This is a genomic window from Paracidovorax wautersii, from assembly GCF_900113035.1.
In the GTDB taxonomy this organism is placed as follows: domain Bacteria; phylum Pseudomonadota; class Gammaproteobacteria; order Burkholderiales; family Burkholderiaceae_C; genus Paracidovorax; species Paracidovorax wautersii.
Genome location: NZ_FONX01000008.1, coordinates 112,320 through 126,906, shown reverse-complemented (window position 1 = coordinate 126,906; position 14,587 = coordinate 112,320). Strand labels below are relative to the sequence as shown.

At 71.2% G+C, this 14,587-nt stretch carries 12 protein-coding genes; 11 read left to right on the top strand and 1 reads right to left on the bottom strand.

Annotated elements, in window-relative coordinates; translation table 11 throughout:
- Window positions 1–50: 50 nt before the first annotated feature.
- Window positions 51–1,607, top strand: coding sequence for a histidine-type phosphatase (locus BM070_RS13530; RefSeq protein ID WP_092939934.1), 1,557 nt, complete (start codon window positions 51–53; stop codon window positions 1,605–1,607).
- Here the strand turns inward: BM070_RS13530 and BM070_RS13525 are convergent.
- Window positions 1,585–2,682: an AraC family transcriptional regulator gene (locus BM070_RS13525; protein WP_092939933.1), complete on the bottom strand. Its 1,098-nt coding sequence runs from the start codon at window positions 2,680–2,682 to the stop codon at window positions 1,585–1,587. The genes BM070_RS13530 and BM070_RS13525 overlap by 23 nt on opposite strands.
- A gap of 192 nt (window positions 2,683–2,874) precedes the next feature.
- Between BM070_RS13525 and BM070_RS13520 the strand changes: the two genes are divergently transcribed.
- The 10 genes from BM070_RS13520 (at window position 2,875) to BM070_RS13475 (ending at window position 14,500) form a co-directional block, all read left to right on the top strand.
- A complete protein-coding gene (locus BM070_RS13520) occupies window positions 2,875–4,596 on the top strand; it encodes an AMP-binding protein (protein ID WP_434803189.1) in 1,722 nt (573 codons plus the stop codon).
- 77 nt (window positions 4,597–4,673) lie between these two features.
- Entirely contained in the window at window positions 4,674–6,278 is a 1,605-nt protein-coding gene (locus BM070_RS13515) for a carboxyl transferase domain-containing protein (RefSeq protein WP_092939931.1), read from the top strand.
- Between the two features lie 52 nt (window positions 6,279–6,330).
- Window positions 6,331–7,506: a dienelactone hydrolase family protein gene (locus BM070_RS13510; protein ID WP_092939930.1), complete on the top strand. Its 1,176-nt coding sequence runs from the start codon at window positions 6,331–6,333 to the stop codon at window positions 7,504–7,506.
- Window positions 7,503–8,438, top strand: a complete 936-nt coding sequence (locus BM070_RS13505) for a dienelactone hydrolase family protein (RefSeq protein WP_092939929.1) — start codon at window positions 7,503–7,505, stop codon at window positions 8,436–8,438. The genes BM070_RS13510 and BM070_RS13505 overlap by 4 nt, the downstream gene beginning before the upstream one ends.
- Window positions 8,435–8,950, top strand: a complete 516-nt coding sequence (locus tag BM070_RS13500; RefSeq protein WP_092939928.1) for a DinB family protein — start codon at window positions 8,435–8,437, stop codon at window positions 8,948–8,950. Before BM070_RS13505 ends, BM070_RS13500 begins: the two co-directional genes overlap by 4 nt.
- Window positions 8,947–9,744, top strand: a complete 798-nt coding sequence (locus BM070_RS13495; protein WP_092939927.1) for an enoyl-CoA hydratase/isomerase family protein — start codon at window positions 8,947–8,949, stop codon at window positions 9,742–9,744. Before BM070_RS13500 ends, BM070_RS13495 begins: the two co-directional genes overlap by 4 nt.
- A 22-nt stretch (window positions 9,745–9,766) precedes the next feature.
- Window positions 9,767–10,486, top strand: coding sequence for a DUF4126 domain-containing protein (locus BM070_RS13490; RefSeq protein ID WP_092939926.1), 720 nt, complete (start codon window positions 9,767–9,769; stop codon window positions 10,484–10,486).
- 34 nt (window positions 10,487–10,520) lie between these two features.
- On the top strand, window positions 10,521–12,548 hold the full coding sequence (locus tag BM070_RS13485; protein WP_092939925.1) for an acetyl-CoA carboxylase biotin carboxylase subunit: 2,028 nt from the start codon (window positions 10,521–10,523) through the stop codon (window positions 12,546–12,548).
- Window positions 12,549–12,585: 37 nt separating this feature from the next.
- Window positions 12,586–13,506, top strand: coding sequence for a 2-hydroxyacid dehydrogenase (locus BM070_RS13480; RefSeq protein ID WP_092939924.1), 921 nt, complete (start codon window positions 12,586–12,588; stop codon window positions 13,504–13,506).
- A 79-nt stretch (window positions 13,507–13,585) separates the two neighbouring features.
- The gene (locus BM070_RS13475) at window positions 13,586–14,500 is read left to right on the top strand and encodes a hydroxymethylglutaryl-CoA lyase (RefSeq protein ID WP_092939923.1); all 915 of its coding nucleotides are present in this window, start codon (window positions 13,586–13,588) and stop codon (window positions 14,498–14,500) included.
- Window positions 14,501–14,587 lie beyond the last annotated feature (87 nt).

Sequence of the window (14,587 nt, the reverse complement as noted above, 5' to 3'; positions counted from 1 at the left end):
CCTGCCCTAGGCTGGCGGGTTCCGTGGGTTCCTCTGCCATTGCAGCCGTCATGCCTTCTTCTTTCCTCTCCTCCCTTCGCTGGGCCTGCCTGGCCGCCACCTTCTCGCTTGCCGCCTGTGGCGGCGGGGGCGACGGCACGCCGGCCGCGGCCTCTTCGGGCTTCTACGCCACCAAGACGGGCTACCAGCCCCGCCAGTCGCTGGCGAGCTACGAAGCGCCGCCGCCCGGCTTCAGCACGGTGTATGCCGAACTCGTCGCCCGGCACGGCTCGCGCGGCCTGTCCAGCCTGAAGTACGACGACGCGGTGCTGAACATGTGGACGCGGGCCAAGGCCGATGGCGCGCTCACCGCCCTGGGCCAGCAGCTGGGCCCGGACGTGCAGACGATCATGCAGGCCAACTTCGTTCTGGGCTGGGGCGTCGCCGGCATCAGCACGCCGGGCTACGGCAACCTCACCCAGGTGGGCATCGCCGAGCACCGCCAGCTGGCCGCCCGCCTGGTGCAGCGCGACCCGGATCTCTTCTCCGGACAGCGCTACCAGGGCCGCGCGCGGGCCATCGAGGTGCTGAATTCCGGCCAGGACCGCGCCGTGGACAGCTCGCAGTTCTTCGCCGCGTCGCTGGCCGCCTCGGCGCCGGCTGCGGCCGCCGCCATCGCACCGGCCGTGGTGGACCGCTACCAGCTCTATCCGCACAAGCTCTCCACCAGCACCGATGCGGTGACCGATGGCAACGCCGTGCATGCCGCCGTGCTGGCCGCCAGCCAGGACTACCAGCGCTACGCCGCCGCCAAGGATGCGGCCGGCTTCGGCGCCGAGGCCGCCGCCAAGGTGGCCGCCGCGCGCAATGCGCCCGAGGTGCGCGCCCATGCCCGCGCCGTGCTGGAGCGGCTCTTCACCGGCGCCTTCATCGACAAGCTCGATGCCGGCACCTACAGCTTCTCCAACAACGGCAAGCGCACGTTCGCCAGCGCCGACGGCCGCTTCACCAGCACGCTGACGGGCGACGGCAAGACCCGGATCCAGAGCGCGGTGGATGCCGCCGCGCTGCTCTACGAGCTCTACATCATCGCCCCCGGCATGAAGGCCGAAACCGGCGGCCTGGACTTCAGCCCCTACATGCCGCTGGAGCATGCGCCGACCTTCGCCTACCTGCAGGACATCGACGACTTCTACGGCAAGGGCCCGGCCGCGACCGAGTACGGCGGCGTCACCACCCGCTTCACGCAGGCGCTGCTGCAGGACTTCTTCGACGAAGTGGGCCGCATCGCCCAGGGCGACATGGGCCACGCCGCCCGCCTGCGCTTCACCCATGCCGAGGTCATGATCCCCTTCATCGCCCGGCTGGGCCTGCGCAATGCGGCCACGCCCGTGCCGCGGGCCTCCACCTACACCTATGCCGGCAACCCCTGGCGCGGCGAAGACGTCTCGCCCATGGCCACCAACGTGCAGTGGGACGTGGCGCGCGACACCTGGGGCGTGACGCTGGTGAAGATGCTGTTCAACGAGCAGGAGGTGGACTTCCCCGCCGCCTGCGAGGCCGCGCGCTACGCGCCCGGCAGCCACTACTACGACTACGCCGGCCTCAGGCGCTGCTACGGCCTGTAGCCGGCAGGGCCGGCGGGGTCATCAGCGCGGCCGCGCGCTGGCGCCGCCGGTATTCGGTGGGCGCCATCGCCATCCAGTGGCGGAAGGCGCGGGTGAAGCTCTTTTCGCTGGCGAAGCCCGCCATCTGGGCGATGGCCTTGATGGGCCGGTCGGTGCGCAGCAGCAGCTCCATCACCCGCTGGCGCCGCGCCTCGTCCTTGAGCGCCTGCAGCGAGGCGCCTTCTTCCTTCAGCTGCCGGTGCAGCGTGCGCGGCGACACGTGCAGCTGCGCGGCCAGCGTCTGCGCGCTATGGGCCAGCTCCGGCGCGTGGGCCAGCAGCTGGCGCACCCGCTGCACCAGCAGCCGGTCGCGCCGGTACTGCCGCACGGTCAGCGGCAGGGCGCGCTGCAGCATCTGGCGCAGCATGGCCTCGTCGCGCTGCAGGGGCATGTCGAGATAGCGCGCGTCGAAGCGCAGCAGCGCCTGCGGCGCGCCGAAGCGCGGCGCCACGCCGAAGAGCAGCGGGTACACCTCGGCATGCGGCGGCGGCGCGAACGGGAACGCCGCCTCCAGCAGCGGCAGGCGTGAATCGATGAACCAGCACGCCAGCCCCAGCGCATTGCGCAGCACCGAGACGATGCAGAACTCCCGCAGGCCGCCCAGGCTGCGGTGCTCGGCCAGCGCCAGCGTGGCGGTGGCGCCGTCGCCATCCAGGTGCAGGCCGATGTCGTCCGCGATCAGCGCATGGTGGCGGCACCAGCGCCGCAGCGCCAGGCCCAGCGTGGGCGAGCTGATGGAGGCGCGCGCCAGCATGCCGTAGCTGCCCCAGGGCAGGCGGCGCGAGAACCAGCCCAGCGCCTCGTCGTCCAGCTCGCGCATGGCGGCGGCCGACAGCGCCTCCATCTGCAGCGCGGTGATGCGGGCGGCCGGATCATGCACACGTTCTGGCGGGATTTGTGCCGCTGCGAGCGCGCCGCCCGGGTCCATGCCGCGCTGCGCATAGGCCTGCACGATGGCCTGCACGAAGGCCATGGGCGTGGCGGCGACGGGCTGGGTCGTGGTGGTAGGGCGGGCGAGGGCAGGGGGCTGGCGCATGGCGGCAGTGTGTCCGGCGGTGGCACGATTTGCAACCTCTCTGGCCTGATCGGGGGTGGAGGCCGGGCACCCCCGGGCGTATGCTGCAGGCCAGAAGGCGCCCCCGCGCCGCGCCCGCCCTGCGGGCCGGGCCGGCGCACTTGCATGCCGACGTCCGCCAGAGACCGCCCGCCAGGAGACACCGCCGTGACCATCGCTGCTTCGCCCGCCTCCACCGCCCTGAGCTACGCCCGGGGCGACACCCACGTGCCGCTCATCGAGCAGACCCTGGGCGACTTCTTCGCCGCCATGGCCGCCCGCCAGCCCGGCCGCGAGGCGCTGGTGAGCCGCCACCAGGGCCTGCGCTACACCTATGCCGAACTGCACGCCGCCGTGCACCGCCTGGCCGGCGCGCTGCTGGGCCTGGGGCTTGCGCCGGGCGACCGCGTCGGCATCTGGTCGCACAACAACGCCGAATGGGTGCTGATGCAGTTCGCCACCGCCCAGGTCGGCCTGGTGCTGGTCAACATCAACCCGGCCTACCGCACGGCCGAGGTCGAATACGCGCTGAACAAGGTCGGCTGCAAGGCCCTGGTGACCATGGCGCGCTTCAAGACCAGCGACTACCTGGCCATGCTGCGCGAACTGGCGCCCGAGCTGGCCGCCGCCGCGCCCGGCGCCCTGCAGGCCGCGCGCCTGCCCGCGCTGCGCACCGTGGTCTGGATCGACGAAGGCCCGGGGCAGGGCGCCGACGAGCCCGGCCTGCTGCGCTTTTCCGAACTGATGGCGCGGGGCGACGCGCAGGACGCGCGCATCGACGCCGTGGCCGCCACGCTGAAGAGCACCGACCCGATCAACATCCAGTTCACCAGCGGCACCACGGGCTTTCCGAAGGGCGCCACGCTCACGCACCGCAACATCCTCAACAACGGCTTCTTCATCGGCGAATGCATGCAGCTCACGCCCGAAGATCGCCTGTGCATTCCCGTGCCGCTCTACCACTGCTTCGGCATGGTGCTGGGCAACCTGGCCTGCGTGACGCACGGCGCGGCCATCGTCTATCCCAGCGATGGCTTCGACCCGCTCAAGGTGCTGGAGACCGTGCAGGCCGAGCGCTGCACCGGCCTGCACGGCGTGCCCACCATGTTCATCGCCGAACTGGACCATCCGCGCTTCGCGGAGTTCGACCTCTCCACCCTGCGCACCGGCATCATGGCCGGCTCGCCATGCCCCATCGAGGTGATGAAGCGCGTGGTGCGCGACATGCACCTGGAGCAGATCACCATCGCCTACGGCATGACCGAGACCAGCCCGGTCAGCTGCCAGAGCAGCACCGCCACGCCGCTGGACAAGCGCGTGTCCACCGTGGGCACGGTGCAGCCGCACCTGGAGGTGCGGATCATCCACCCCGAAACCGGCGCCGTGGTGCCGCGCGGCACCTCGGGCGAGCTCTGCACGCGCGGCTATTCGGTCATGCACGGCTACTGGGGCGACGAAGCCAAGACCCGCGAGGCCATCGACGCCGAAGGCTGGATGCACACGGGCGACCTGGCGACCATGGACGCCGAGGGTTACGTGAACATCGTCGGCCGCATCAAGGACATGGTGATCCGCGGCGGCGAGAACGTCTATCCGCGCGAGATCGAGGAATTCCTCTACCGCCACCCGCAGGTGCAGGACGTGCAGGTGGTGGGCGTGCCCGACGCGCGCTACGGCGAAGAGCTCTGCGCCTGGATCATCGCCAAGCCCGGCGCCGAGCCCACCGAAGAAGGCATCCGCGCCTTCTGCCAGGGCCAGATCGCGCACTACAAGGTGCCGCGCCACATCCGCTTCGTCACCGAGTTTCCGATGACGGTGACCGGCAAGATCCAGAAATTCAAGATCCGCGAAGCGATGAAGGAACAGCTGGGGCTGCAGGAAAGCCGCACCGCCTGAGCTGCGGTCGCCCTCCATCCGCAGGCCCCGGCCTATGGCCGGCCCATCGCCCGACCCTTGCCCGACACCGGAACACCATGATCCTCGACACCCAACTCAATGCCCGCTCGGCGGACTTCCTGGCCAATGCCGCCGCCATGCGCGCCCTGGTGGACGACCTGCGCGCCCGGCTCGTCCAGGTCGCCCAGGGCGGCGGCGAGGCCGCGCGCGCCAAGCACGTCGCGCGCGGCAAGCTGCTGCCGCGCGAGCGGGTGGACCGGCTGCTGGATGCGGGCACGCCTTTCCTGGAGCTGGCGCCGCTCGCCGCGCTGGGCATGTACGGCGGCGACGCGCCCGGCGCGGGCCTGATCGCCGGCATCGGCCGCGTGGCCGGCGTGGACTGCATGGTGGTCTGCAACGACGCCACGGTGAAGGGCGGAACCTACTACCCTCTCACCGTCAAGAAGCACCTGCGCGCGCAGGAGGTGGCCGAGCAGAACCGCCTGCCCTGCATCTACCTGGTCGATTCGGGCGGCGCCAACCTGCCCAACCAGGACGAGGTCTTCCCCGACCGCGACCACTTCGGCCGCATCTTCTACAACCAGGCGAACATGAGCGCGCAGGGCATCGGCCAGATCGCCGTGGTCATGGGCTCCTGCACGGCCGGGGGCGCCTACGTGCCCGCCATGAGCGACGAGACCATCATCGTCAGGAACCAGGGCACCATCTTCCTGGGCGGCCCGCCGCTGGTGAAGGCCGCCACGGGCGAGGTGGTGACGGCGGAAGACTTAGGCGGCGGCGACGTGCACACGCGCCTCTCGGGCGTGGCCGACCACCTGGCCCAGAACGACCTGCACGCGCTGGCCCTGGCGCGCGCTGCCGTCAAGAACCTGAACGCCCGTCAGCCTGCAGCCCTCGATCAGCCTGCGCCTGCTGCTCCCAGATTCGCAGCGGAGGAGCTGTACGGCGTGATCCCGGTGGACACGCGCAAGCCCTTCGACGTGCGCGAGATCATCGCCCGCATCGTCGATGGCAGCGCGTTCGACGAGTTCAAGGCCCGCTTCGGCACCACGCTGGTCACCGGCTTCGCCCACATCGAAGGCATGCCCGTGGGCATCATCGCCAACAACGGCATCCTGTTCTCCGAATCGGCCCTGAAGGGCGCGCACTTCATCGAGCTGTGCTGCCAGCGCAAGATCCCGCTGGTCTTCCTGCAGAACATCACCGGCTTCATGGTGGGCCGCAAGTACGAGAACGAAGGCATCGCGCGCAACGGCGCCAAGATGGTCACGGCCGTGGCCACGGCCAACGTGCCGAAGTTCACCATCATCATCGGCGGCAGCTTCGGCGCCGGCAACTACGGCATGTGCGGCCGTGCCTACAGCCCGCGCTTCCTCTGGATGTGGCCCAACGCCCGCATCAGCGTGATGGGCGGCGAGCAGGCCGCCAGCGTGCTGGCCACCGTCAAGCGCGACGGCATCGAGGCCAAGGGCGGGCAATGGAGCGCCGAGGAGGAAGAGGCCTTCAAGGCCCCGATCCGCCAGCAGTACGAAGACCAGGGCCACCCCTACTACGCCACGGCGCGGCTCTGGGACGACGGCATCATCGATCCGGCCGACACGCGGCGCGTGCTGGCGCTGGGGCTGGCGGCTGCGCGCAACGCACCCATCGGCGACATGAAGTTCGGCGTATTCCGCATGTAGGATTTTTCCCTTCTCAAAGACGAAAACGTCATCAGAAAGGGAGTGCTGTTCCATGCCACGTTGTTTCCTTCGTTCCATCGTGCGCCGCCTCTGCGGCTTGGCGATTGCCGCCGTCTGCGCGGGTGCCGTGGCGCAGAGCGCCCCGCCCGCGCCGCTGGACGCCGGCCTGCGCGAGCAGGTCGTGATGGTGCCCAAGGGCAGCGGCATGCTGTCCACGTCGCTGGAAACCACCTTCTTCCGCCCGCCGGGGCAGGGGCCTTTCCCCATCGTCGTCATCAACCACGGCAAGCAGCACGGCAACCCGCGCTTCCAGGCGCGGGCGCGGTACGAGCCGGCCGTGCGCACCTTCCTGTCGCGCGGCTACATGGTGGTCATTCCCATGCGGCAGGGCTTCTCGCAATCGACCGGCGCTTACATCGGCGGTGGCTGCAATACCGAAGGCAACGGGCTGGCGCAGGCCGAAGACGTGCAGGCCGTGCTGGCCTACCTGCGCACCGTGCCCGATGCGGACAACAGCCGCATCGTGGTGGCGGGCCAGTCGCATGGGGGCCTCACCACCATGGCGCTCAGTTCACTGCCGCCGGCACAGGGCGTGAAGGGCTATATCAACTTCGCGGGCGGGTTGAACAACGACAACTGCGTGAATTGGGAGGGCGCCTTGGCCGGCGCCATGGGCGCCTATGGCAAGACGGCGCGCCTGCCCTCGCTCTGGTTCTACGGCAGCAATGACAGCTACTGGCCCGAGGCCCTGTGGCGCGACATGTATGCCCGCTATGTGGCCGGCGGCGCGCCGGCCCGGCTGGTGGCCTACGGCCCTTTCGCGTCGGATGCGCACGGCATGTTCGCCTCGCGCGCCGGCCTGAAGATCTGGGTGCCCGAGGTGGACAAGTTCCTGGCCGAACTGGGCCTGCCATCGCAGGTCACCATCGCCTTGCCCGGCCTGCAGCACGACCATGCACCGCCGGCCGCCACCGATGCCTTCCCCGTCGGCGATGCGGCGGCCATCCCCCACGTGGGCGAGGCCGCGCGCGAGGGCTACCGGAAGTTCCTGGCCACGCCCTTCCCGCGCGCCTTCGCCATTGCCGAAACCGGCGCCTGGGCCTACTTCTATGACCGCGCCGACGCCATGAACGCCGCCATGGAGCGCTGCACGCGCAACGCCCAGGCCAAGGGCGGCACCTGCCATCTCTACGCCGTGGACGACCAGATCGTCTGGCCCAAGCCATGACCCGCTGCGCCCGCCTCATCGCGCCCCTGCTGCTCTGCGCCTTGCTGGCTGCGTGCCAGTCCGTCGGCCTGCCCGCGGGCGCTGCCGATGCTGCGGAGCCCGCAACGCCTGCCAGCGCGCATCTGCAGCCCGTGCGCCTGCCCCTGCCTGGCGGCGAGAGCCTGCAGGCCTACTGGTGGCCGGCGGAAGGCGCCGGCCCCGCCCATCCGCAGCCGGCCGTGATGGCGCTGCACGGCTGCGGCGGCCTCTATGCCCGCAGCGGCCAGCTGGCCCAGCGCTACCGCGAGACCGCGGCCAGCCTGCATGCGGCCGGCTATGCCGTGCTGCTGCCCGACAGCTTCGGCTCGCGCGGCCTGCAGTCCATCTGCAGCACCCGCTACCGCGATCGCGATGTGCCCGTGGCCGTGCGGGTGCAGGACGCGCGCGCCGCCATCGCCTGGCTGGCGGCGCAGCCCGGCGTGGATGCGCAGCGCATCGGCGTGATGGGCTGGTCCAACGGCGGCACCACCACGCTCAATCTGCTGGAGCAGCGCCGGCTGCACCCCGCGCCGGGCGATGTGCCCCTGGCCGGCGCGGCCGTGTTCTACCCCGGCTGCGGCCCGCTGCAGCGCCGGCATGCCGCGCTGGAGCCCGTGCCCCTGCTGATGCAGCTGGGTGCGCTGGACGACTGGACGCCCGCCCAGCCCTGCGTGGACTTCGCGCAGGCGCTGCAGGCGCGGCCCGGCAGCGACGTCACCCTGCACGTCTATGCCGACAGCTACCACGGCTTCGACGGCGCCGGCCCGGTGCGGCTGCGCGCCGACGTGCCCAACGGCGTCTCGCCCCAGGGCGTGCACCAGGGCGGCAACCCGGCAGCGCGCGTGCAGGCGCTGGCCGCGCTCGACGCGTTCTGGCCCCGGGTGTTCGCTGCCCGCAAGGAGTCTTCGCCATGAGCCATCCGTTCAACGCCCATTTCGCCCAGCTGGCCCGCTACAACGCCTGGGCCACGGCGCGCCTGCTCGATGCCGTGGCGCAAGTGTCCGACGCCGACTACCGGCGCGATGCGGGCCTGTTCTTCCGCAGCATCCACGGCACGCTCAACCACCTGCTGGTAGGCGAGCAGCTGCTGTGGTTCGTGCGCTTTGCCGAAGGCTTCTCGCCGCGTGTGGCGCTGGATGCGGAGGCCGAGCCCGACCGCGCCCGGCTGGACGAGCGCCTGCGGGCCGGCACGGCACGCTGGGAGCCGCTGATCGCCGCGCTGCCGGCCGAGCGCTGGGCCGGCACGCTGGACTACACGACCAGCCAGGGTGTTCCGGCATCGTTGCCCTTTGCCGGCTTGCTGGCGCACGTCTTCAACCATTCCACCCACCACCGCGGGCAGATCACGGCGGCGCTGACCGCGCTGGGCCGCCCGGCGCCGGAAATCGATTTCGTCCCTTACCTGCGGAACCCCTCCCAGCCATGAGCCAAGCCCCTCTCGCCATCACCCAGTCCGGCGCCGTCGCGCGCATCACGCTGACCCAGCCCGAAGTGCGCAACGCCTTCAGCGACGCGGTCATCGCCGCCATCACCGCCGCCTTCGAGGACGTGGGCGCGCGCAGCGACGTGCGGGCCGTGGTGCTGGCGGCCGAGGGCCCGGCCTTCTGCGCGGGTGCCGACCTGAACTGGATGCGGCGCATGGCCGACTACACGCGCGGCGAGAACATCGCCGATGCCGCGCTGCTGGCGGCCATGCTGCGCACCATCGCCGAATGCCCCAAGCCCACCATCGCCCGCGTGCAGGGCGATGTCTATGCCGGCGGCATGGGCCTGGTGGCTGCCTGCGACATGGCGGTGGCGGTGGAGACGGCGGGTTTCTGCCTCTCGGAGGTCAGGCTCGGTCTCATCCCCGCGACCATCAGCCCCTATGTGATCCGCGCCATGGGCACGCGCGCCGCGCAGCGCTACTTCCTCACGGCCGAACGCTTCGATGCGGCCGAGGCGCTGCGCATCGGCTTCGTGCATGCGGTGGCGGCCGATGCGGCGGCGCTCGACGCCACCGTCGATGCGTGGACGCGCACGCTGTCTGCCAACAGCCCGCAGGCCGTGCGCGCCTGCAAGCGGCTGGTGAACGACGTGGCCGGCCGCGCCATCGACGACGCGCTGATCGCCGCGACGGTGGAGGGCATCGCCGACATCCGCGCGAGCGAAGAGGGGCGCGAGGGCGTGCAGGCCTTCCTGAACAAGCGCAAGCCGTCCTGGCTGGCGCCGGCGGGCTGAAGGCAGGGCAGGGCGGCAGGCCATGGACGCGATCTGGCTCTCCCTGGTGCAGTGGTGGCATGCGCTGGGCCTGCACATCGATGCCGGCACCGCGCAGACGGTGGCCGACGGCGCGCGCCAGGCCTCGGCCCATCTGGACATGCCCGCCCTGATGGCCCTGGCCGCCGCGCTGGGCTGGGCCAGCGGCTTCCGGCTCTATGCGGTGGTGTTCCTGATCGGCCTGATGGGCTGGGCCGGCTGGCTGCCCCTGCCGCCCGGCCTGGCGCTCCTGCAGCATCCGGCGGTGCTCTGGGCCAGCGGCTTCATGCTGTGCGTCGAATTCTTCGCCGACAAGGTGCCCTGGCTCGACAGCGCCTGGGACGCGGTCCACGCCTTCATCCGCGTGCCGGCCGGCGCGCTGCTGGCGGCCGGCGTCTTCGGGGCCGACAACGGCGCCATGGCGCTCGCGGCGGGGCTGGTGGGCGGCTCGCTCTCGGCCACGGCGCTGGCCACCAAGATGACCACGCGGGCGGCGGCCAACACCTCGCCCGAGCCGTTCTCCAACTGGCTGCTGTCCTTCTTCGAGGACGGCCTGGTCGTCCTCGTGGTCTGGCTGGCCACGCAGCACCCGCTGCTCTTCGGCCTGGCCCTGGCCGTGATGCTGGCGGTGTCGGTGCTGCTGCTGGCGCTGCTGTTCAAGTTCCTGCGGGCGGTGCTGCGGCGCCTCTCGGCCCTTTTTTCCAGTCCTGCGAAGGTGGTTTGAATGTTCAAGAAAGTTCTGATCGAAGGAGGGCGCCATGTTTAAGAAGATCCTGATCGCCAACCGCGGCGAGATCGCCTGCCGGGTGGCTTCCACCGCCCGCCGCCTGGGCGTGAAGACCGTCGCCGTCTATTCCGACGCCGATGCCGACGCCAAGCACGTCGCCGCCTGCGACGAGTCCGTCCACATCGGCGGCAGCGCGCCCAAGGACAGCTATCTGCGCTGGGAACGCATCATCGACGCCGCCCGCGCCTGCGCAGCAGAGGCCATCCACCCGGGCTACGGCTTCCTGTCCGAGAACGAGGACTTCGCCCGCGCCTGTGCCGAGGCCGGCCTCGTCTTCATCGGCCCGCCGCCTTCGGCCATCAAGGACATGGGCCTGAAGGCCGAGTCCAAGCAGCTCATGGAGAAGGCCGGCGTGCCCCTGGTGCCCGGCTACCACGGCCATGACCAGGACCCGGCACTGCTGCAGCGCGAGGCCGACCGCATCGGCTACCCCGTGCTCATCAAGGCCAGCGCGGGCGGCGGCGGCAAGGGCATGCGCGCGGTCGAGAAGGCCGAGGACTTCGCGGCCGCGCTGGCCTCGTGCAAGCGCGAGGCGATCGGCAGCTTCGGCGACGACGCGGTGCTGGTCGAAAAGTACGTGCAGCGCCCGCGCCATATCGAGATCCAGGTCTTCGGCGACACGCACGGCAACCTGGTCTATCTGTTCGAGCGCGACTGCTCCGTGCAGCGCCGCCACCAGAAGGTGCTGGAGGAAGCCCCCGCGCCCGGCATGACGCCCGAGCTGCGCGCCCGCATGGGCGCCGCCGCCGTGGCCGCCGCGCGTGCCGTGAACTACGTGGGCGCGGGCACGGTGGAATTCATCGTCGAGCAGCCGGGCGGCTACGAGCGGCCCGAGGACATGAAGTTCTATTTCATGGAGATGAACACCCGCCTGCAGGTGGAGCATCCGGTCACGGAGGCCATCACCGGCCAGGACCTGGTGGAGTGGCAGCTGCGCGTGGCCAGCGGCGAGCCGCTGCCCTGCACGCAGGACGAACTGCGCATCACCGGCCACGCCATCGAGGCGCGCATCTGCGCCGAGAACCCCGACAACCAGTTCCTGCCCGCCACCGGCACGCTGCATGTCTATCGCAAGCCGGCCGCGGCCAGCTTCGAGCGGGCGCCGGTGCGCATCGACGACGGCGTGCGCGAGGGCGACGCGATCAGCCCGTTCTACGACTCCATGATCGCCAAGCTCATCGTGCAGGGCGACACGCGCGAGCAGGCCCTGGCGCGGCTGGACGAGGCGTTGGCGCAGACCCGCATCGTGGGCCTGGCGACCAACGTGCAGTTCCTGCGCCGCGTGGCCGCGAGCGGCGCCTTCACGCAGGCGAAGCTGGACACGGCCCTGATCCAGCGCGAATCGGCCGTGCTGTTCCAGCAGGAACCCGTGGGCCTGCCGCTGGCCGCCGCCGCCGCCGTGGCCGCCACCCTGCTGCGCGAGCGGCAGGCCGAGGTGCCCGGCAGCCCGTTCAGCCGGCGCGACGGCTGGCGCCTGGGCGGCCTGCATCGCCGCGCGTTCGATTTCGTCTTCGGCGGCGAGGCCGTGCAGGCCTGGCTGCGCTATGCCCCCGGCAGCACGCCGACGCTGGAAGTGGGCGAGGTGGCCGGCCCGCTGGCCTTCGCCGAGGCGCCGGGCGGCGAGGGCGCAGGGGAGTCCATCGACCTGCAGTTCGCCGGCCGCCGCACGCGCGCCACCGTGCATGTGCTGGGCGAGGCCGTGCACGTCTTCACGCCCGCAGGCGCCACGCGCATCGACACCGTGGACCCGCTGGCCCATGCGGGCGACACCCAGGCCGAAGGCGGGCGCCTGACCGCGCCCATGCCGGGCAAGGTGGTGTCCTTCGCCGTGCGCGCGGGCGACGCCGTCTCGCGCGGCCAGCCGTTGGCGGTGATGGAGGCCATGAAGATGGAGCACACCATCGCCGCCCCCGCCGACGGCGTGGTGCAGGAACTGCTCTACGCCCCCGGCGACCAGGTGACCGAAGGCGCCGAGCTGCTGCGCCTGGCGGCTGCGTGACAGCGGCGGCATGCGCTGCAAGGTAGGCTAGCGGGCCATGAACATCACCATCTGCTGCACCGATACCAAGACCGAGCCCTGGGTGGCCGGCCTGCGCGCCGCACTGCCGGGCGCCCATGTTTCCGTCTGGCAACCGGGCGCCCCCCAGGCCGACTTCGCCGTGGTCTGGGCGCCGCCCCAGCAATTCCTCGACGAGCAGCCCGGCCTGAAGGTGCTCTTCAACATCGGCGCGGGCGTCGATGCGCTGCTGCGCCTGCGGCTGCCGCCCGGCGCGCAGGTGGTGCGGCTCGACGATGCGGGCATGTCGGTGCAGATGGCCGAGTACGTCTGCCATGCGGTGATCCGCCACTTCCGCGAGCTGGACGCCTACGAGGCCGACATGCGCGGCGGCCGCTGGGGCTACCGCAAGCCGCGCCTGCGCTCGGAATTCACTGTGGGCGTGATGGGCCTGGGCGTGCTGGGCGAGCGCGTGGCGCGGGCGCTGGCGCATTTCGAATTCCCCGTGCTGGGCTGGAGCCGCTCGCCCAAGAGCGTGCCGGGCGTGCGCGCCTTCGAGGGCGCCGGCCAGTTCGATGACTTCCTGGCCGCCAGCCGCGTGCTGGTCAACCTGCTGCCGCTCACGCCCGAGACCGAGAACCTGCTGGACCGCGCGACGCTCTCGCGCCTGCCCGCCGGGGCCTACCTCATCAACGTGGCGCGCGGCGCGCACGTGGTCGAGGAAGACCTGCTGGAGCTGATCGATTCCGGCCACCTGGCCGGCGCCACGCTCGACGTGTTCCGCACCGAGCCGCTGCCGGCCGGCCACCCGTTCTGGAACCACCCGCGCATCGTCGCCACGCCGCACACCTCGGCGCGCACGCTGCGCGACGAAAGCATTGCGCAGATCGCCGGCAAGATCGCGGCCCTGCAGCGCGGCGAGCCCCTGGCGGGCGTCGTCGATCGCGAGCGCGGCTATTGAGGGACGGATGGAGCGCGGGCAGCTTTGGCGCCCGCAGCGCCGCCGCCCCGCGCGGAATTCACAGCTTGAGGATGTCTTCATGAGCAACCACTACCCCCGCCGCGTCAAGATCGTCGATGTGGGCCCGCGCGACGGCCTGCAGAACGAAAAGGCGCCCGTGCCCGCCGAGGTGAAGATCGGCCTCGTGCACCGCCTGCAGGATGCGGGCCTGCGCGAGATCGAGGTCACCAGCTACGTGAGCCCCAAGTGGGTGCCGCAGATGGCGGACAACCATGCCGTCATGGCCGGCATCGAGCGCCGGCCCGGCGTGCGCTATTCGGTGCTCACGCCCAACATGAAGGGCTTCGAGTCGGCCGTGGCCGACCGGCCCGACGAGATCGTGGTCTTCGGCTCGGCCAGCGAGGCGTTCAGCCAGAAGAACATCAACTGCAGCATCGCCGAGAGCATCGAGCGCTTCGCCCCCGTGGTGGAAGCCGCGCGCGCGGCGGGCATCCACGTGCGCGGGGCGATGAGCTGCACCGTGGGCTGCCCCTACGAAGGCGAGGTGGCGCCCGAGCGCGTGGGCTACCTGGCCGGGCTCATGAAGGGCATCGGCGTGCAGCACATCGGCGTGGCCGACACCATCGGCGTGGGCACGCCGGTCAAGGTGCAGCGCGCCATCGAGGCCACGCTCGCGCACTACGCCGTGGACGACATCTCCGGCCACTTCCACGACACCTACGGCCAGGCCCTGGCCAACACGCTGGCTGCGCTGGAGCTGGGCGTGTGGCAGTTCGACACCTCGGTGGCCGGCCTGGGCGGCTGCCCCTATGCCAAGGGCGCCACCGGCAATGTGGCGACCGAAGACGTGGTCTACATGCTGCACGGCATGGGCATCGAGACCGGCATCGACCTGGACTGGCTCATCGACGCGGGCGACTACATCAGCGGCTTCCTGGGCCGCAAGCCGAACTCGCGCGCGGCCACGGCGCTGCTGAACAAGCGCGCTGGCTGAGTCCTCCTCCGGGCTGGGCGTTGCACCGGCTGGCGCTGGCGCAATCGCCGGCCAGGCTTGGGGTTTTCTGGGCCTTCAGCCCGCACT

What these genes read in the sequence shown, in the direction of transcription:
- BM070_RS13530 (WP_092939934.1), top strand. Translation starts at nt 51, where the DNA reads ATGCCTTCTTCTTTCCTCTCCTCCCTTCGCTGGGCCTGCCTGGCCGCC.
- BM070_RS13525 (WP_092939933.1), bottom strand. Translation starts at nt 2,682, where the DNA reads ATGCGCCAGCCCCCTGCCCTCGCCCGCCCTACCACCACGACCCAGCCC.
- BM070_RS13515 (WP_092939931.1), top strand. Translation starts at nt 4,674, where the DNA reads ATGATCCTCGACACCCAACTCAATGCCCGCTCGGCGGACTTCCTGGCC.
- BM070_RS13510 (WP_092939930.1), top strand. Translation starts at nt 6,331, where the DNA reads ATGCCACGTTGTTTCCTTCGTTCCATCGTGCGCCGCCTCTGCGGCTTG.
- BM070_RS13505 (WP_092939929.1), top strand. Translation starts at nt 7,503, where the DNA reads ATGACCCGCTGCGCCCGCCTCATCGCGCCCCTGCTGCTCTGCGCCTTG.
- BM070_RS13500 (WP_092939928.1), top strand. Translation starts at nt 8,435, where the DNA reads ATGAGCCATCCGTTCAACGCCCATTTCGCCCAGCTGGCCCGCTACAAC.
- BM070_RS13495 (WP_092939927.1), top strand. Translation starts at nt 8,947, where the DNA reads ATGAGCCAAGCCCCTCTCGCCATCACCCAGTCCGGCGCCGTCGCGCGC.
- BM070_RS13490 (WP_092939926.1), top strand. Translation starts at nt 9,767, where the DNA reads ATGGACGCGATCTGGCTCTCCCTGGTGCAGTGGTGGCATGCGCTGGGC.
- BM070_RS13485 (WP_092939925.1), top strand. Translation starts at nt 10,521, where the DNA reads ATGTTTAAGAAGATCCTGATCGCCAACCGCGGCGAGATCGCCTGCCGG.
- BM070_RS13480 (WP_092939924.1), top strand. Translation starts at nt 12,586, where the DNA reads ATGAACATCACCATCTGCTGCACCGATACCAAGACCGAGCCCTGGGTG.
- BM070_RS13475 (WP_092939923.1), top strand. Translation starts at nt 13,586, where the DNA reads ATGAGCAACCACTACCCCCGCCGCGTCAAGATCGTCGATGTGGGCCCG.